Source organism: candidate division KSB1 bacterium, from assembly GCA_016214895.1.
GTDB lineage: Bacteria > Electryoneota > RPQS01 > RPQS01 > RPQS01 > JACRMR01.
In genome coordinates this window covers 269246-287993 of record JACRMR010000008.1, presented here as the reverse complement: position 1 = coordinate 287993, position 18748 = coordinate 269246, and the positions used below count along the sequence as shown (strand labels likewise).

The window sequence follows — 18748 nt, the reverse complement described above, 5'->3', positions numbered from 1 at the left end:
CACTCTGGATCGGCACGGGGAATGTGCAAATACCCTTGACAATCCGGGGTAGATTCATTACCTTCTTTGACTTGCGTACCTAAGGAGTGCGGACTGTCACAGCAGCCACTCGTTTCTGTTATCATACTGAATTACAATGGTTTAAAGTTCCTTCCGGGTTGCCTCGAGAGCCTCGCCCGGTCGAACTATCAGCCCATTGAAGTTGCTGTTGTTGACAACTGCTCCAATGACGGCAGTCTCGAATACCTGCGCCGACATCATCCCTCCGTCCAGCTCTTCCCCCTCGATCATAACTTAGGCTACAGCGGCGCATATAATGCAGTGCTGGACCGGACCACGGGGAAGTACGCGGTCCTGCTCAATTTCGATGTCGAAGTTGAGCCAGCGTGGCTTGATCAGGCTATTGCACTGCTCGAAGCTGAGCCCACGCTCGCCGCGGTACAGCCGAAACTGAAGTCATTTCAGAATCGCGAAATGCTGGAGTATTCCGGCGGAAGCGGTGGGTTCATCGATCGATACGGGTATCCGTTTGTGCGCGGGCGGGTCTTTGACACGGTCGAGCGCGACGAACATCAGTATGACGACGTCATTCCGATTCACTGGGCGACCGGTGCCGCGCTGATTATTCGTCGCGACGCCTACTATGACGTGGGCGGACTGGACAGCGATTTCTTCCTGCATATGGAAGAACTTGATCTGTGCTGGCGCTTGTGGCTGGCGGGTTGGACCGTGAAAGTTGCTCCACGGGGAGTCGTTTACCATTGGGCCGGAGCGGCGCTATCCGCGGAACGCTACCACAAGATGTATTACAACCACCGGAATAGTCTGGTGATGATGTTGAAGAATCTTGGCGCGCCGGGCCTCTGGCGGAATCTGACTGTGCGCTGGATGTTGGACTGGGTGACCGTCGTGGCGTCGCCCGTGAAGCGGGAACCCAAGCGCTCGCTCGCTGTGCTGGCCGCGCATTTCTACGTCTTGCGGAATTTGCGCAATGTGTTCCGCAAGCGCAGGGCGGTGCAGCGGTTGAGGAAGGTTGCCGATCACGACCTGCAGCACGTGATCTTCCCCCATTCCGTGATTTGGCGGTATTATTTTCATAACCAGAAACTCTGCTCTCAACTCCTGAATAGATGGTGAAATTCGATACGCACCGCTGGGTGGCGACCGGCGTCTTCCTGGCTTCGCTGGTGGTGTATGCGTTGACAATGGCGGATACGTGCTCGTTCTGGGATTGCGGTGAGTTCGCCGCGTGTTCCTATACCATGGGCGTTCCCCATCCGCCGGGCTCGCCGTTATTCCTGCTGATCGGTCGAGTGTTTACCATCCTGCCCATTTCCGCCGATATCGGGGTCCGGGCGACGTGGATGTCGGTGCTGGCGAGCGCCTTTTCGATCCTGTTGGCCTACCTGATCATCGTGCGGTTGATCCGTCACATTCGCGGTCGCGAAGAAAGCGGGCTCGATCAGTGGATTACTTACGGCGGCGGCGTGGTCGGCGCGCTCAGCCTGTCGTGGTCCTATTCCATGTGGTTCAATGCCGTGGAATCGGAAGTTTATGCCATGAGCCAACTGTTCACACACCTCGTGGTGTGGCTTATTCTGGTCTGGCATGAGAAGGCGGATGAAGCGGGCAACGAACGCTGGCTGATGATGATCGGTTACACGATCGGGCTATCCACCGGCGTGCATTTGCTCATGGTGCTCGCGCTGCCTGCGCTGGCGCTGGTGATGTACTTCCGCCGCCGGTCGTTCCAATTGGCTTCATTTGCGGCGATGGCGGCCGGGACCGCGGTGGCTTTTGTCATGATCTATCCCGGCGTGGTCAAATGGCTGCCCGGTTTGGCGACAAGATTCGGCTCGTTCTGGGCGGTGGCTGCCGTCGTGGCGGTGATCGGCCTGATCTTCTGGTGGGCGGTCAAGAATCAACACGGGATTATCGGCGTCGCCATGGGCAGCCTGTTGCTGATCACCATCGGCTATTCGTCGTATTCCATGATTTACATCCGTTCGGGTCTGAATCCGTCGATCGACGAAAACGACCCGGACACGCCGGCGCGTTATCTCTCATACCTGAATCGCGAGCAGTACGGCGATCGTAAGATGTTCCCCAGAATGTGGAACAAGAACCCGGAGTATCGCAGCGAATCCGATTTCTTCTGGCGCTATCAGGTTAACAAGATGTTCAACCGCTATTTGTTCTGGCAATTCATCGGACGCGAAGGCGCGCCGCAGGAAGAATTCCAGGACGCCGGCGTGTCACCGAACTACTCGATCCTGAGTGCGATCACCCAGAATCCGCAGGGCATTCTCCGCTGGCTGGCGATCCTGACTTGCGTTCCGTTCACGCTCGGCCTGATCGGTATCTTCCACCAGTTCGCCAAGGACAAGACCGGCTGGCTGTTCGTCGCCGCGCTCTTCTTTATGACCGGATACGCGGTCATCCTGTACCTGAATCAGGATGACCCGCAGCCGCGCGAACGTGACTACTCCTATGTGGGTGCTTTCTTCGCTTATGCACTCTGGATCGGGATCGGTGCGGCCGCGGTCATCGAATGGGTGGCGAAACGGATCCAACAGGAGTCCTCGCGGCCGGCGGCGGCGATTGCGACGACCGTGTTGCTGCTGCTGTTGTCACCCGTGATGCTGTTGGCGAACAACTACGAGATGAACGACCGGGACAACAACTACGTGGCCTGGGATTACAGCTACAACATGCTGATGTCCTGCGAGCCGAACGGACTGTTGTTCACGAACGGCGATAACGACACTTTCCCCGTCTGGTACCTGCAAGAAGTGGCCGGCGTTCGCAAGGACGTGCGCCTGGTCAACCTGAGTCTGCTCAATACCGGCTGGTACATCAAACAGCTCAAGCATCGCGAGCCGATGGTGCCGATTTCCTACACGGATCAGTACATCGATCGCTACCTCGAGGAGAACGACGCGCAGGCAATTATGGCGCGTTACTGGCCGCCGGACAAGCAGAAGATCGAGCTCAACACTTCCGTCGGTAAGATGGCCTGGACCATGCCGGCCGCCATGTACATCCCGTTCAAGGAAGGCGAGACCAGCCGCACGCCGAACTTCCTGCGCGTTCAGGACATGATGATCCTCGACATGCTGAAGACGAACTATGATCCGAGCAAGACGCCCGTGCCACGACCGATCTATTTCGCCGTGACGGTCGCCAACAGCAACATGATCGGATTGCGTGACTGGCTGACCATGGAAGGTCTCGTCTTCAAAGTGAATCCCAAGAAAGACCAGCAGATCGATCCGGTCCGGATTCAGGAGCATCTGTTCAAGACGTTTCAGGGACATTTCCGCGGGATCGACGATCCGGGCGTGCATTTCGATGACAACGTCTCGAAGCTCCTGCAGAACTATCGCTCCGCCTTTCTGCAACTGGCCTACTATTATTCGAACTTGCCGGACACCGGGGCTACGGCCGCCGCTCCGGCCGCGCTGGCGGATCGACTCGAGAATTTCAATCGTCTGCCGAATCGACAGAAGGCTTTGACGCTGCTCGAACAGATGGACAGCGCGATTCCGGAGGCGATCCGACCGATTGGCAATCCCGATCTCTCGGTTCAGCTGGGCCGGATGTACGCGGATCTTGGGAAACCGGAGGAGTTGCGACGCCGGCTCGAGATGGCAACCTCCCGCGAGGACTTGCGCTTTGACTCACAATGCCGGCTGGCGGCCATGTGGATCTCCAGTTTCGGCGACACCGCGCAGGCGCACAAGATCCTGCGCAGTGCGCTGGGCGCGAATCCGACCGGCGAGATGTACTATCAGGCGGGCGGTCAACTCTACCAATCCCAGGCCTTTTCGATCGCGGCGGATATGTTCGAGCAGGCCCTCAAGCTCGATGCCAACGATGGTCAGGCCGTCGGGGCGTTGATGCAAGCGCTCGAGGCGCTCGGAGACACGCCACGCGCCAAACGGGTGCTCAACGACTGGATCGCCAAGCATCCAACCGACGCCGGGGCCAAACGCCGGCTCGACCAACTGGACAATCGCGGAGCGGTGGATTCGATCGCCGCTGCGCCGACCAAATAGTCAACCACTAACTTGATTCTGCCGAGCACTTCTTCTACGGAGGTTTGATCATGTTCCGCTTTCTTGGTACGGGCGTTGTTGTGGCACTGCTCTGCTTGAGCCTTCAATCCGGGCCGGCCCTGGCCTATGACTCTCCGCAGAAGTACGGCGTTGAACTCCGCGGCGGTTTTGGCGTCTATGACATGGGAGATGTCACCGCCGGCGCCGACTATCTGAAGCGACAGCGAGTCGGGAACTCGCTCACCGAAGGCAGCGGTGGCGGCGTGGCCGGCCTGTCCGGCATCTTCCGCCCCTCAAAGCAGGTCGCATGGGAAGTCGGGTACAATGCCTTGATGGATGTCGAGAATCTGGTCGAAAGCACGATTCCCGATTCGCAAGGTCAGATTCTGACCCATTCCAATGAGTTCTTCCTGAAGGGCAGCGTCATCACCTATCTCACGAACTCGATCCAACTCGGTCTGGGCGCCGGGATCGCTTACTACAATACCGAACTTCAAATTCAGGACGACTTCAACAAGCGATACAACTATGACGCCGATGGCCGCGGGTTCGGCGTGATCGGTGGGCTGAACCTTGAGTTCCTGCTCAGCCAACACGTCGCTCTGAACTTGGCCGGCGGAGGACGCCTCGCGAATGCATCGGACTTTTCGCAGGAAAGCTCCCCGGGAGTCCGTACGGGGCTCAATGTTCTGGGGGGGACCCGTCCGATGGAGGTCAATCTAAGCGGCGGCTACGCCAGTCTGGGCCTCCGTTTCTACTTCAGCAAGACCACACAGCCCGTGGACTTCGGCCGTTAATGGCCGATCGGTCTGCGTGAGCAGCGTCAACTTCGAATATGCTCGGACCATCACCCGCCGGAACGTCGGGTGATGCTCTTTTCCTGACCCGCCAAAACTCCCAACCGCCGGAGTGTCCATCGCACTTGTTTCCCGACACCCTTAGTCCGTTCCGGACGTACGAATTCACTGGCGCGATCCGGTTCGCTACCGCGGAGCGGACATGGGCATGAAAGGACTTGTGGTGATCCCGACCTACAACGAGCGGGATACGATCGACCACATTCTTGACGCCGTGCTCGGCCAGCACCTCGAGCTCGACGTGCTCGTGGTCGATGACAATTCGCCGGACGGGACGGCCGCACGCGTCCGTGAGCGCGCGCAGGCTGATCCGCATTTGAAGCTGATTGTTCGCACCGGAAAGCTCGGCCTCGGCACCGCTTACGTCGCGGGTTTCAAATACGCCATCGAAAACCGCTATGAGATTGTGTTTGAGATGGATGCGGATTTCTCCCACGATCCGCTCGAACTGCCGAACTTCCTGAAGGCGATCGAAACGCACGACTTCGTGCTCGGCTCGCGCTATGTCAACGGAATCTCGGTCGTGAACTGGCCGCTGAGCAGGTTGATGCTCAGCTATTTCGCCTCCTATTATACGCGCGCGATCACGGGAATGCCGATCAAGGATCCGACCGGAGGCTTCAAGTGTTTTCGCACCACCGTGCTGCAGGCGATTGATCTCGACCGCGTGAAATCAGGCGGCTACAGCTTCCAGATTGAAATGAACTTCAAGGCCTGGCGCAAAGGTTTTCGCTGGAAGGAGATCCCGATCATCTTCGTCGATCGCCGCGTCGGCCAGTCCAAGATGTCCAAAGCGATCATTCGCGAGGCGGTGATGATGGTGTGGAAGCTGCGGCTGCGCTCGATGTTCGGAACCCTCTGAGCATGTCCGCGCGGCCCTGCGTGACGGTGATCCTGGTTACTTATCATTCCAAAGACCACGTCGGCGCGTGCCTGAAATCCCTGCGCGAGTTCGGCGGACCATGGTTGTCAGGAATCGTCGTGGTGGACAACGCGTCGCAGGACGGCACCGCGGACTGGTGCCGCCAGAATTACCCCGACGTTGTTGTGATCGCCAATCCGGAAAATGTCGGGTTCGGCACCGGAGTGAACCGCGGGGCGATGCGCGCGGAATCAGAGTTTCTGCTGATCCTGAATCCGGATACGGAAATCGACGCCATGACGATCGGCGAACTGGTTGCCCTGCTCGACAGTCGTCCGCTCGCCGGAGCGGTCGGGCCGCGAATCGTGAACGGCAGCGGCAAGTTCGACTACTCCGCGCGCCGCGGGTTCCCGAGACCGCTGGCCGCGCTGGCCTACGCCGCCCGCCTCGACCGCGTGTTCCCCAGATCGCCCACGCTCGCCGCCTACCAGATGCCGGGCGTATCGCCCGAGCGCGAAGTGATGACTGATTCACTCTCCGGCTGCTGCATGCTCGTGAGACGTGCGGCGTTCGAGCAGATCGGCGGATTTGACGAAGACTATTTTCTGTACGGCGAGGACATTGACCTCTGCTGGAAACTGGCGGCGGTAGGTCTCGAACGCTGGTATGTGCCGACCGCTCGCGTGCTGCACGTGAAGGGCGCCAGCATGAAGTTCGCGACCGATCGCGCGCGACGGGAGTTCTTCCGGGCGATGAATATCTTTGTCGATAAGCGGTTGTCCGCAGAGTACTCGGTGACAGCGGTGCGGTGCATGCATGCCGGTATCGCAATTTGGAAACTTCTGTCCCGCCGCTGAGCCGTCAGCGAAGGGCGATGGCGGTCTTGAACATTTCAAGAGATGTGAGGTAAACGATGAGCAGTAGCGAACGAGCGTCCGCCGCCGTGAAGACGAGTTTCGCCGATAGCTTCGTCATGGACTTTGAAAAGCCGGTGGTCGAGTTGGAGCGCAAAATCGCCGAGATGCGCGCGCTGGCGACCGGCCCGGCGATGCGGTCGCTCGCCGTCGAAATCGACCGCATGGAGAAGAAAGCCGAGCGGTTGCGGACCGAGGTCTATCAGAACCTCTCGGCGTGGCAGAAAGTGCAGATCGCGCGCCATCCGCGGCGACCCTACACGCTGGATTATGTCGGCCGCATCTTCGATTCGTTTCTGGAGTTGCACGGCGACCGCGGGTTCAGCGATGATCACGCGATTGTCGGCGGCTTCGCCGAAATCGCCGGTCGCCAGGCCCTGTTGATCGGCCATCAAAAAGGGCGCGGCACAAAGGACAATCTTTATCGCAATTTCGCGATGGCCAATCCCGAAGGCTACCGGAAAGCGATGCGCCTGATGAAACTGGCCGCAAAATTTCGTCGGCCGATTATCACGCTCGTCGATACGCCGGGAGCGTACCCCGGCTTGGGCGCCGAGGAGCGCGGGCAGGCCGAGGCGATCGCGCGCAGCCTGTATGAAATGGCGCAAATCGCCGTTCCCATCGTGACGGTCGTCATCGGCGAGGGGGGCTCCGGCGGAGCGCTCGCGATCTCCGTCGCTGACCGCATTTACATGATGGAGTATTCGATTTACTCCGTCATCTCGCCGGAAGGCTGCGCGTCCATCCTCTACCGCGATGCCGCACAGGCGCCGCAAGCCGCCGAGGCCTTGAAGCTGACTTCGACCGACCTGCTCAAGCTCAAGATCATTGACGGTATCATTGACGAACCGATGGGCGGCGCGCATACCGACTACGATTTCAGCGCGGACGCGCTCAAGCGCCAGATTCTTGAAGCGCTCGACCAGCTCGCTCACTTGTCGCAGACCGAGCTGATCGCGGCGCGCCACGCGAAGTATGAGAAGATCGGCTTCTTCCTCGAAGGCTGACCGACCGGTGTGCAGCGCGACAACGGAGTTGCGCGTACGCTATGGGGACACGGATGCAATGGGGTGGGTGTACTATGGCACCTACCTCACGTATTTTGAAGTCGGGCGAACGGAATTGATTCGCGCGATCTGGACATCGTATCGCGCGCTCGAGGAACGGGGCATGCGGCTGCCGGTGGTGGAGGCCCGCTGTCGATACCACGAGGGGGCGCGGTACGATGATATCGTGCGCGTCGAGACCGCCCTGATTCTGCCTTCGGCATTCCGAATCCGCTTCCAGTATCGGTTGACGAGAGCGACCGACAACGCGACGATTGCCACTGGCCACACCGACCACTGTTTCGTGTCGGCGATCGGCAAGCCCATCCGGATTCCGCAGGAATTGCTGGATCGAGTCCACGCGTGAGGCGGCGCGCGCTGATTACCGGCGGCACGGGTTTCGTCGGCAGTCACACGATTGAGTCCTACTTGCGGGCGGGGTGGATCGTGCGCGCACTGGTGCGCGACCCGAATCGGCTGAGTTGGTTGCGAGCTTTGCCGGTTGAGTTCGCCACAGGGGACGTCGCCAATGTGGAATCACTGCGCGCCGCGGTCGCGGAATGCGAGACCGTCGTTCACTGCGCGGGCTTGACGAAAGCCGTTCATGAAGTTGATTTGTTCCGCGTGAACGTGCGGGGTGTGGCCGAATTCACGAAAGTCGCGCGGGACGCCGGGTGTAAACGCTTCGTGCTCTGCTCTTCGCAAGCTGCGGCCGGGCCTTCGACCGGCGCGGGTGCGAAGCGAGAAGACGAGCCGCCGACCCCGATCTCGGCCTATGGCCGAAGCAAGCTGGAAGGCGAGCGCGAGATAGTGGCGAATGCAGGTGAAATGGAGTGGGTGATCCTCCGCCCGTCCGCGGTGATCGGACCGCGTGACCTGCAATTTGTTCCGCTGTTTCGCGCGATCAAGGCCTTCGGGCTTTATCCGCGGTGGGGCTCCGGCTCGCAACGTTACAGCTTGATCTATGTGAAAGATCTGGCGCGAGCGCTACTGCTCGCGGGAGAATCCGATCGCGGGTTGAAGGCCGTGTACTTTGCCGCCGCGCGCGATTCTGTGACGTGGAGCGACGTGAGTTTCCGGCTGGCCCGGATCGCTGGTCGCCGGGTTCGGGCGTTGCCGATTCCGCGTCCTGTGATTCATGCCGCGGCGCCAATCTCCGAGCTTGTATGCAGACTCACCGGAAAACCGGCACTATTGAGTCGGGACAAACTGCGCGAGATACTGGCGGATGGCTGGGTCTGCGATGCCTCCGCGATTGAGCGCGCCTGGGGATTTCGCTGCGAATACGAATTGGATGCGCTGTTGCGCGAGACGTACGAGAGTTACGTCGCTGACGATCTCATCTGAATGTCGCGGATTGACAACTTTCTCGCCGCCATCGAGGACGATGCGGAAATCGCGCGGTCGTTTCGCTATCGCGAAGCGCTGCCGGAGCGCGACGCCGCCTTTGCCGAACTCGATCCGCCGCTTCCGCAGGCGATTCTGAACGCGCTACAGCGCGACGGCATCCGCCGGCTCTTCACGCATCAGGTGGCGGCGGTGGAAGCGGTCCGGCGCGGAGAATCCGTGGTCGTGGTGACGCCGACGGCGAGCGGCAAGACGCTGACCTTTTCGCTGCCGATTCTGGAAGCGATGCTGGCCGAGCCCGCGACGAGCGCGCTCTTGATCTATCCGCTCAAAGCGCTCGAGCAGGACCAGCGTGGCAAACTCGTGCATTGGCAAGCGGCGTTGGCCGGTACGCTGCCATTCTCGGTTGAGATCTACGATGGCGACACGCCCGCGGCAAAGCGCGCGAAGATCAAGCGGAGTCCGCCGAACTTCCTGATCACGAATCCGGACATGCTCCATCAGGGGTTGCTCGCCTATCACACCGGCTGGGAGCAACTGCTCAAGCGCCTGCGGTACGTGGTCATCGATGAACTGCACACCTACCGCGGCGTGTTCGGCTCGCATATCCTGCAAGTGCTGGCGCGGCTGCAACGGCTGCTTAGCTATCATCGAGTAAAGCCGCAGTTCATCTGCCTCTCGGCGACGATCGCGAATCCGCGTGCACTCGCCGAATCGCTAATGCATCGCGACTTCACCGTGGTGTCGGAATCCGGCGCGCCGCTGGCCGCGAAGGATTTCGTGATGCTGAGCACGCAAAGCTCCACAACGAGTCTGGTCGCGAAGCTCTTCGTCAAAGCCATTGACGCCGGGTTGAAAACGCTCGTCTTCTCGAAAGCCCGCGTGCAAACGGAAGTGGTGCACCGGATCGTGCTGGACACCCGGCCGGACCTGGCGCCGCGGATTAGCTCTTATCGAGCCGGTTTTCTGAGCGAGGAACGCCGCGACATCGAGCGCAGACTCGCCTCGGGCGAGCTCACGGGCGTCATCTCCACCAGCGCGCTCGAACTGGGCATCGACATCGGCGGACTCGACCTTTGTATTCTCGCCGGTTATCCCGGCAGCATGATGTCCTTCTGGCAGCGCGCGGGTCGAGTTGGGAGGCGGGATGAGCACAGCGCGGTGATCATGATCGCCGGGTATGATGCACTCGATCAGTATCTGGTTTCGCGGCCGGAGCAATTCCTCCATCGACCGTTTGAAGCCGCGCTGGTCAACGATGCCAATGAAGAAATCCTGCGGGCGCATCTGCCCGCGGCGGCCGCGGAGATTCCGCTGATGGCCGACGACCCGTTCATTGATGTCACGCGCTACCAAGACGTGCTTGCCGATCTCGAACGCGAAGGCGCCCTGGTGCGAAGCGCCTCCGGAAAGCAGTGGTTTCCGGGCGGTCCCCGGCCGCACGCCGCGGTCAATCTGCGCAACATCGGCGGCACGTTTGACATCATGCAAAACGGATTGAAGCGACCCGTTGGAGATATCAGCGGCGGCGCGGTCTTTCGGGAATGCCATACCGGCGCCGTCTATCTGCATCGCGGCGAGCCGTATTTGGTCGAGGAACTAGACATCGAGCGCAGACGGGTGGTCGTGAGACCCACGACGAGCACGATCTACACGATGGCGCGCTCCGACAAGCAGACGGAAATCCTCGACGACCGCGAACAGAAGGTCGTGCACGGTTTCGTCGCCCATCGCGGCAAGGTCAAGGTCACTGAAACCTACCACAGCTTCGAGCGCCGCCGTATCTACACACAGGAATTGCTTTCCGTCGAGCCGCTCGACCTGCCGCCGCAGAGTTATGTCACCGACAGCCTCTGGCTGCAGCTGCCGGCCGATCTGGAGAGCATACTCGCTGCCGAAGAACTGCATTTCATGGGTGGGATTCATGCTTGCGAGCACGCGGCGATCTCGCTGATTCCGTTGTTCGCACTCTGTGACCGCAACGATGTCGGCGGCATCAGTTTCATGAAGCACCCGCAGTTGCCGGAAGGTGCCGTGTTCTTCTACGATGGCTATCCGGGCGGCGCGGGCATCGCGAACTTTACCTTTTCGATCCTTGCGGACTTGCTGGTTCGCACGCGGGAGCTGATCCTGAACTGCTCCTGTGAAGCCGGGTGCCCGACGTGCATTCAGTCCCCGAAGTGCGGTTCCGGAAACAAGCCACTCGACAAGCGCGCAGCGGTGCGGGTGCTTGACGTGTTGTTGGACCGGGAGCGAACCGTGCTGCCGGAAGCCGCGGCCGTCCGCGTGGCCCAACCCGTGAGCGAAACCGCAGAAGTTCCGTGGCAGGCTGTCAACCTGCCCGCCGACAAGCGTGTGCTGGTGTTCGATCTCGAAACTCAGTTGTCCGCCGACGACGTCGGCGGTTGGAATGCCATCCGGTTCATGCGGTTGGCCATCGGTGTGGTGTGGGATAGCAAAACCAACCGGATGTCCGCTTACGGCGAGTCGGAGGTGGAGGCGCTGATCGCGCACTTGCAGTCCGCCGATCTGGTGGTGGGATATAACCTCAAACGGTTCGATTACGAAGTGCTGCGGGGTTACACCTTCGCGGACTTGCAGGCCTTGCCGACGCTCGACCTGCTGCTGGAAGTGCAGGATTCGCTGGGGAACCGCCTCAAACTTGATACGCTCACGCGTGCCACATTGGGCGCGCAAAAGACCGCCGACGGTCTGCAATCGCTCGAATGGTTCAAGGAAGGGCGCCTCGATCTCGTCACGGAATACTGCATCCACGATGTCGAATTGACCCGCGACCTGCTGTTGTTCGCGCTCGGACACGGCTATGTGCTCTATGAGAGAAAGGACTTTGGAACGGTGAGAATTCCGCTGCGGCTTGATCCGCGGAACTTCATGGATTCCGTGGAGTCCGTCTCCTGATGATTAAGAAACTGCTGATTGCAAATCGCGGCGAAATCGCCGTTCGAATCGCTCGCACGGCGCGCGAGATGGGAATCGCGACCGTCGGCATTTACTCCGATGCGGATCGCAGCGCCTTGCACGTGCAGTCCGTTGACGAAGCCCACGACATCGGCGCCTCGCCGGCAGCCGAGAGCTATCTGCGTCAGGAGAAGATTCTCGAAGCCGCCGGGAAATCCGGAGCAGACGCGATTCATCCGGGCTACGGATTCCACTCCGAAAAAGCCGACTTCGCGCAGCGGGTCACGGATGCCGGGCTGATTTGGGTCGGGCCGCCGCCCCGTGCGATCGATTCCATGGGATCCAAAACCGGAGCGCGGGAGCTGATGACCAAGGCCGGTGTGCCGGTCGTGCCCGGAAGCGACGGTCCCGTGGCCTCCGCCGATGACGCGAAAGCGTTTGCCAATCGCGTCGGCTATCCCGTGTTGTTGAAAGCGGTCTCCGGCGGCGGTGGCAAGGGCATGCGCGTCGTGGAGCGGGCCGACGACATGAAGAGCGCCTACGAGGCGGCGCAGCGCGAAGCGCTCGCGGCGTTTGCCGACGGCTCGGTTTACGTTGAGAAGTACCTGAAGAATCCGCGTCACATCGAGATTCAAGTGTTTGCCGATCAGCACGGCAACGTGGTCTATCTCGGCGAACGCGAGTGTACGTTGCAGCGTCGTCATCAGAAGATCATCGAAGAATCTCCGTCGGCGGTCGTCACGCCGGAACTGCGCGCGAAAATGGGCGCGACCGCGGTGGCGGCGGCCAAAGCGTGCGGATATGTGAACGCGGGGACCATCGAGACCTTGCTCGATGCGGACGGCAGGTTCTACTTCCTCGAGATGAATACGCGCCTGCAAGTGGAGCACCCGGTTACGGAGGAGGTCACCGGTTACGATCTGGTCCGGCTGCAACTCATGGTGGCCGCCGGGGAGAAACTGCCCTTCACCCAAGAACAGATCACTCGTCGCGGCCACGCCATTGAGGTCCGAATCTATGCCGAAGATGTGGCCAACGGATTTCTGCCCTCAACCGGAAAGCTCACGCGCCTGCGCGGTCCGAACGGCCCCGGAATTCGCGAAGACTCGGGGATGCGCGAAGGCGACGAAGTCTCGCGTTTCTACGATCCGATGATCTCCAAGTTGATCGCGCGCGCCGAGTCGCGGCCCGCGGCCATTGAGCGGATGCTGCGAGCCCTGGAAGCCTACGAAGTGGTTGGTGTGCGAACCAATATCTCCTTCTGTCGCCACATCCTGGCCACGGAGCGCTTTGCGAAGGCCGACTTCTCGACGCATTCGGCCGACCATGAGTTCCTCGACAGCTATCGCGCCGAATTGAATGAAGCCCTTGACGACGAGGCCGTGCTGGCGGCGGCCATCGCGCACGTCGCGCTCAATGCCGAACGCGCGCCCCACGTTCAACTGGCCGCGCCGGGCGCTGCATCCGGCAACAACGGTTCAAACTGGACGCGAAGCGGTCGCCTTGCCGCCCTCCGCAAATAGCAAAAAGACAAACGATGTCCAATGCCGTCAAAGTGACCGTCGGCGAACGGGAATACGAAGTCGAAATCCGGAACGGTGAGACCACGGTCAACGGCCAGCGAGTCCAGCTCAGCGAGGCAGCGCTGGACAGCCGCGGTGGGCTGAAATTCGAGTTGCTCGGCCGCAGGATGTCGGCGGTAATCGACCGCGGAAAAAACGAGTCGTTCGTGCGGTTCCGGGGCCGCGAATTCGCCCTTAGTGTGGTCACCGAGCGCGAACGACTGCTGCGCAGCCTGTCCAAGTCTGCGGAAGCCGCGGGCGGACGTGCCGAGATCAAAGCGTCGATGCCCGGTCTGGTGATCCGCGTACTCGGAAGCATTGGTCAGCCGGTCAAGAAAGGCGAACCCGTACTGATCCTCGAAGCGATGAAGATGGAAAACGAGATTCGCGCACCCGGCGACGGAGTGATCAGCCAGATCAAGGTCGCCCAGGGGCAGGCGGTGGAAAAGGGCGATCTCCTGCTGGTGCTCGAGTAGCGATCATGGATGATGCAGGATTGCCTGAACGCGACGCTCCGGTTCGCGCTGGCGCGCGGAGTGAATGGCTCAGAGCCGTCGAGCAGCTAACGGCCGCGCATCCCGAACGGAAGCCGCGCTTCGAGACCGACAGCCACATCGACATCGAGCGGCTTTATGAGCCGGACCGTACCTTCGAGGTCGAACAGAAACTCGGCTATCCCGGACTTTATCCGTTCACGCGCGGAGTACATCCGAATCTCTATCGCGGCAAACTCTGGACGATGCGCCAGTATGCCGGGTTCGGGACCGCCGAAGAATCAAACGCCCGCTACAAGTACCTGTTGAGTCAGGGCACGACCGGGCTCTCGGTTGCGTTTGACTTACCGACACAGATCGGCTATGACAGCGATGATCCGCACGCCGGCGGTGAAGTCGGCCGCGTCGGGGTTGCCGTGTGCAGCCTCGACGACATGCAGGCGTTGTTCGACGGCATCCCGCTGGAGCGAATCAGCACATCGATGACGATCAATGCGACGGCCGCGACGCTCCTGGCGCTGTACATCGCCGTGGCCAGGGCGCGCGGCATTGAGCTGAACCGGCTCGCGGGCACCGTGCAAAATGACATCTTGAAGGAGTACGTGGCGCGCGGCACCTATATCTATCCGCCACGACCGTCCATGCGGCTCGTCACCGATATCATCTCGTATTGCCACGACCACATTCCGCAGTGGAATACGATGTCGATTTCCGGCTATCACATTCGTGAAGCCGGCGCCAACGCCGTGCAGGAGCTGGCGTTTACGTTTGCGAACGCGATTGCCTATGTGGAAGCCGCGCTCCGGGCCGGGCAGCACGTTGACCAGTTCGCGCCACGACTGGCCTTTTTCTGGGGCTGTCACAATAACGTGCTCGAGGAGGTGGCGAAATTCCGTGCTTCGCGCAGAATCTGGGCGCGAATCATGAACGAGCGATTCGGTGCGAAGCACCCGCAGTCCATGATGCTCCGGTTTCACACGCAAACCGCGGGCTGCACGTTAACCGCGCAACAGCCGGAGAATAATTCGGTGCGCGTGGGGTTGCAGGCACTGGCAGCCGTGCTTGGCGGGACTCAGAGTTTGCATACCAACGCCATGGATGAAGCGCTCGCTCTGCCGTCCGCCGCTGCCGCGCGCCTCGCTCTGCGCACCCAGCAGATTATCGCGTATGAGTCCGGCGTCGCGGATACCGTGGATCCCTTAGGCGGCAGTTATTATGTTGAAGCCCTGACCGACCAGCTCGAAGCCCGCGTGTGGAACTATCTCGACCGCATCGACGCCATGGGCGGCGCGATTCCGGCCATCGAAAACCACTTCTTCCAGCGTGAAATCGCGGCGGAAGCCTACCGCTATCAGCGCGAGATCGAGACGAATGAACGCGTGATTGTCGGCGTCAATCGGTTCCAGGAGACCAGGGAGATCGCGCCCGCGGTGACCAAAGTTGATCCGGCGCTGGAAGACAAGCAAAAGGTCCGACTGGCCGAGCTGCGGAAGAAACGTGACGCCGCCCGAGTGGGCAATGCACTGAGTTCCTTGCGACGTCGGGCAAACTCAAATCAGAATCTGATGCCGGAATTGATCGGTGCCGTCGAAGCCCATGTCACGCTAGGTGAAATCTCCAATACGCTGCGCGAAACGTGGGGCGAGTTCGAGGATACGCCTTGACCTGGGACGGCAAGCTGTTCGCCCGGCATCTGTTAACGCGAAGATTCGGTCGCGAACTGCGCCATTTCGAGGAAATCGACTCGACGAATGCCTGGCTGGCCGAAAACCACGATGACTTCATCGTGACCGGCGCGGTGGTCGTCGCGGATCACCAGACCAAAGGCCGGGGTCGGCAGGAGCGCTCCTGGCTCGATCTCCCGGAGCGCTCGTTGCTGTTCAGTGTGCTGCTCCGAAGCCCCGCAATTTCAGACGGCGCCGAACTGCTGAGTCTGCTGCCGGCCATCGCGCTGGCCCGGACCCTGAGGGATCGTGTCAGCCAGCAGGCCAAGGTCTCGCTGAAATGGCCCAACGACGTGCTGCTCAATGGCCGCAAAGTTGCCGGGATCCTCGGTCAATCATCCATTCAAGCCGGACAGCGTCTCGCGATCCTCGGTGTGGGATGCAATGTGAGTTTGCTGCGCGGCGAATTGCCCGCCGAGTTCCGCGAGCATGCGACATCGATTCTTGATGAGACGGGTACCGAAATCCCGCGCGAAGTCCTGCTGGCCGAGTTCCTTCAACATCTCGAGGCAGAGTTCGATCGGTGGACCGAATGTCAATTTGACGCCCTCTGCGCCGAATGGGAGTCATTTGGCCCCCCGCGAGGCACTGCACTCACGCGAACGGAAGGAGGCGCGACCGTTGTCGGCCAATATGCCGGACTGGGGCCGCGCGGTCAATTGCGGCTGCGTGACGGCCAAGGCCGAATCCAGGAACTGTTCAGCGGAGACGTTCAGGCATGAGTGACCACCTGCTCGCCGTCGATGTCGGAAATACACACACAACGGTAGGGCTGTTTCGGGGAACTCAGCTCGTGGACTCATGGCGTCATGCCACGCGAGTTCCGCGAACCGGAGATGAACTCTGGTTCTTCGTGAATCAATGCCTGCAAGTCGCGGAAATCCGGCAAGACCGCGTGGTCCGGATTTCCATCTCATCGGTCGTGCCGGAGCTTAGTCAGAACTATGCGCGAATGGTGCGACGCCGCTTCGCGATCGAGCCATTTTTCATCAGCGCGGAGAGCGTCAAGTCGCTCCGAATTTCCTACCAGCCACCGAGCGCCGTTGGATCCGATCGACTGTGCGGAGCCGTGGCGGGCGCGGACAAGTACGGAACGCCGCTCATCGTCGTGGACTTGGGCACCGCGACCGTATTCGACGTGATCGATGAGGGCGGAACCTATTTGGGCGGCGCCATCGCGCCGGGGGTCTCCACCGCCGCCTCCAGTCTGCACGCGGCCGCCGCGCTCTTGCCGACTGTTGAACTGTCGTTCCCGCCCAGCGTGATCGGAACGAGCACAGAGTCTGCGATTCGTTCAGGCGTTTTGTTCGGCGGGATTGACCTGATCGACGGCATGGTCTCGCGGATCCGGGATGCCCTGAAAGCGCCCGCCGCCGTGGTGGGGACCGGCGGTTTCGCCGCCCTACTGCAGCCGCAGAGCCGAACGATTCAGCATGTCGAACCCGACCTCGTGTTGCATGGCATCCGAATCGTCACCGATCAGCAATGATTCTCCAAATTGCGCTGATTGTCGCGTTCCTTGTCTGTACGGTTTCAGCCTCGGCCCAGCGGATTACGCTGGTCTATCCGCGCGTCTATGCGCCGGGTGAATCGTTTGTCTATGAGGACGGCCTCGATTCCACTTTCGTGCTGGGCAACGTGCAGCCCGCCGGAGGCCAGCTTCAAGTGAATGGGACGATCGTGGCGCTGACCCCACAGGGGGCATTCCTGGCGTTCTTGCCTCTGATTCACGAGGAAGCCGGAACAAAAGCGTGGAGGCTGGCTCTAATAGAGCAGGGGGGTAGGGTGTTGGACTCGCTGGTGTTACCCTATCGATACCGCTCGGAGACCACTCCAACCACAGCGGTAGTCGATACTCTTAGCTATCCACGGGTAGTGGTCGTGGTAACCCCGAATGCTCAAACCAGAACGGCGATCGGCGGAGCATACGAGTTCTTTCCAACACTGCAAACCCACCTCCTGGCAATTCGGTCCATTGATGGGTTCTTTGAATTTTCCGTCGGCAGGAGGACTGGCTATGTTGATCGGCGGTTTGTCACGGTCACCAGTGACAGCACGCTCGCTCCGGTCGTGCTCGGTAACGGTGTTTGCATTGGCTCAGACCGGAGCGCAAGCGCATCGTTCGATCTATCAGGTCCGACGCTCTATCGCAGTGAGCTTTCGTCGGATCGCCACGACGTGGTGATTACGCTCGACAATACAGTCTCCTTCGTTGACCGAATCGAATACCGGAATTGGGATTCCGGACTGCTCAACGTTGCCTGCATCCAGCAGGACGGCGAAGTCGAGCTCAGACTCAGCGCCCGCGAACCGATCCGACGCGGCTATCGGGTCTCATTGACGCCCGGCAAGCTTGAGGTGATGTTGGATCTGCAGTTCGCCGGAGAGCGGGGCAAGCTGCGCGGGAAGACCATCGTGATCGACGCCGGGCATGGCGGAGCAGCCGCCGGCGCGATCGGACCCCTGGGCACGAACGAGAAAGACGTCGCGCTGCGGTGGTCGGCGTTGATCGGTGAGGAACTCGCGCGAACCGGAGCGCGAGTCGTGCAAACCCGCGCGGCGGATGTTGACCTGAGCCTGTACGATCGGATCGACGCCGCTCGCGCGCTGAACGCGGATTGTTTTGTCAGCCTGCATGTCAACGCGCTGCCCGACGGGCAAAACCCGTGGCGGAAACACGGTAGCGGCACGTATTACTACCAGTCGGAATCGCGCCGACTGGCCGAGACTATCCAACGCGAGATTCTTGATACCGGCGGACTCCGTGACGACGGAGTGTATGATGCGAATCTGGCGGTCGTAAGGCCGACTGAATTCCCGGCTGTCTTGATCGAATCAGCCTATCTGATTCACCCGGCCGAGGAACAGCTATTGCTATCGGATGACTACTTACGCCGCCTGTCCCGCGGAGTTGTGCGCGGTCTGGCGGCCTATTTTCAGGCGGAGAAAGCGGAGAAATAGGCGG

Annotated in this window: 15 protein-coding genes; all 15 read left to right on the top strand. The window is 60.6% G+C overall.

The window, feature by feature from the left end:
* Window positions 1-66 precede the first annotated feature (66 nt).
* The 15 genes from HZB60_05935 to HZB60_05865 all read left to right on the top strand — a co-directional run bounded on the left by HZB60_05935 (window position 67) and on the right by HZB60_05865 (window position 18744).
* A complete protein-coding gene (locus HZB60_05935) occupies window positions 67-1137 on the top strand; it encodes a glycosyltransferase family 2 protein (protein ID MBI5059305.1) in 1071 nt (356 codons plus the stop codon).
* Complete coding sequence (locus HZB60_05930) at window positions 1131-4058, top strand: DUF2723 domain-containing protein (protein MBI5059304.1); 2928 nt, start codon at window positions 1131-1133, stop codon at window positions 4056-4058. The genes HZB60_05935 and HZB60_05930 overlap by 7 nt, the downstream gene beginning before the upstream one ends.
* Before the next feature lie 50 nt (window positions 4059-4108).
* A complete protein-coding gene (locus tag HZB60_05925; protein ID MBI5059303.1) occupies window positions 4109-4855 on the top strand; it encodes a hypothetical protein in 747 nt (248 codons plus the stop codon).
* A 208-nt stretch (window positions 4856-5063) separates the two neighbouring features.
* Window positions 5064-5777: a polyprenol monophosphomannose synthase gene (locus HZB60_05920; GenBank protein MBI5059302.1), complete on the top strand. Its 714-nt coding sequence runs from the start codon at window positions 5064-5066 to the stop codon at window positions 5775-5777.
* A gap of 2 nt (window positions 5778-5779) precedes the next feature.
* Window positions 5780-6634, top strand: a complete 855-nt coding sequence (locus HZB60_05915; protein ID MBI5059301.1) for a glycosyltransferase family 2 protein — start codon at window positions 5780-5782, stop codon at window positions 6632-6634.
* Between the two features lie 116 nt (window positions 6635-6750).
* Window positions 6751-7698 carry an acetyl-CoA carboxylase carboxyltransferase subunit alpha gene (locus HZB60_05910; protein ID MBI5059300.1) on the top strand — a complete coding sequence of 316 codons (948 nt, stop codon included), beginning with the start codon at window positions 6751-6753 and terminating at the stop codon, window positions 7696-7698.
* Window positions 7667-8104, top strand: a complete 438-nt coding sequence (locus tag HZB60_05905) for an acyl-CoA thioesterase (GenBank protein MBI5059299.1) — start codon at window positions 7667-7669, stop codon at window positions 8102-8104. The genes HZB60_05910 and HZB60_05905 overlap by 32 nt, the downstream gene beginning before the upstream one ends.
* Window positions 8101-9084, top strand: a complete 984-nt coding sequence (locus HZB60_05900) for an NAD-dependent epimerase/dehydratase family protein (protein ID MBI5059298.1) — start codon at window positions 8101-8103, stop codon at window positions 9082-9084. Before HZB60_05905 ends, HZB60_05900 begins: the two co-directional genes overlap by 4 nt.
* Window positions 9085-12003, top strand: coding sequence for a DEAD/DEAH box helicase (locus HZB60_05895; protein ID MBI5059297.1), 2919 nt, complete (start codon window positions 9085-9087; stop codon window positions 12001-12003).
* On the top strand, window positions 12003-13526 hold the full coding sequence (locus tag HZB60_05890) for an acetyl-CoA carboxylase biotin carboxylase subunit (protein ID MBI5059296.1): 1524 nt from the start codon (window positions 12003-12005) through the stop codon (window positions 13524-13526). Before HZB60_05895 ends, HZB60_05890 begins: the two co-directional genes overlap by 1 nt.
* A 14-nt stretch (window positions 13527-13540) precedes the next feature.
* The gene (locus HZB60_05885; protein ID MBI5059295.1) at window positions 13541-14041 is read left to right on the top strand and encodes a biotin/lipoyl-binding protein; all 501 of its coding nucleotides are present in this window, start codon (window positions 13541-13543) and stop codon (window positions 14039-14041) included.
* Between the two features lie 5 nt (window positions 14042-14046).
* Window positions 14047-15723, top strand: a complete 1677-nt coding sequence (locus HZB60_05880; GenBank protein ID MBI5059294.1) for a methylmalonyl-CoA mutase — start codon at window positions 14047-14049, stop codon at window positions 15721-15723.
* Window positions 15696-16505: a biotin--[acetyl-CoA-carboxylase] ligase gene (locus HZB60_05875; GenBank protein ID MBI5059293.1), complete on the top strand. Its 810-nt coding sequence runs from the start codon at window positions 15696-15698 to the stop codon at window positions 16503-16505. The genes HZB60_05880 and HZB60_05875 overlap by 28 nt, the downstream gene beginning before the upstream one ends.
* A complete protein-coding gene (locus HZB60_05870) occupies window positions 16502-17272 on the top strand; it encodes a type III pantothenate kinase (GenBank protein MBI5059292.1) in 771 nt (256 codons plus the stop codon). Before HZB60_05875 ends, HZB60_05870 begins: the two co-directional genes overlap by 4 nt.
* On the top strand, window positions 17269-18744 hold the full coding sequence (locus tag HZB60_05865) for an N-acetylmuramoyl-L-alanine amidase (GenBank protein ID MBI5059291.1): 1476 nt from the start codon (window positions 17269-17271) through the stop codon (window positions 18742-18744). The genes HZB60_05870 and HZB60_05865 overlap by 4 nt, the downstream gene beginning before the upstream one ends.
* Window positions 18745-18748 lie beyond the last annotated feature (4 nt).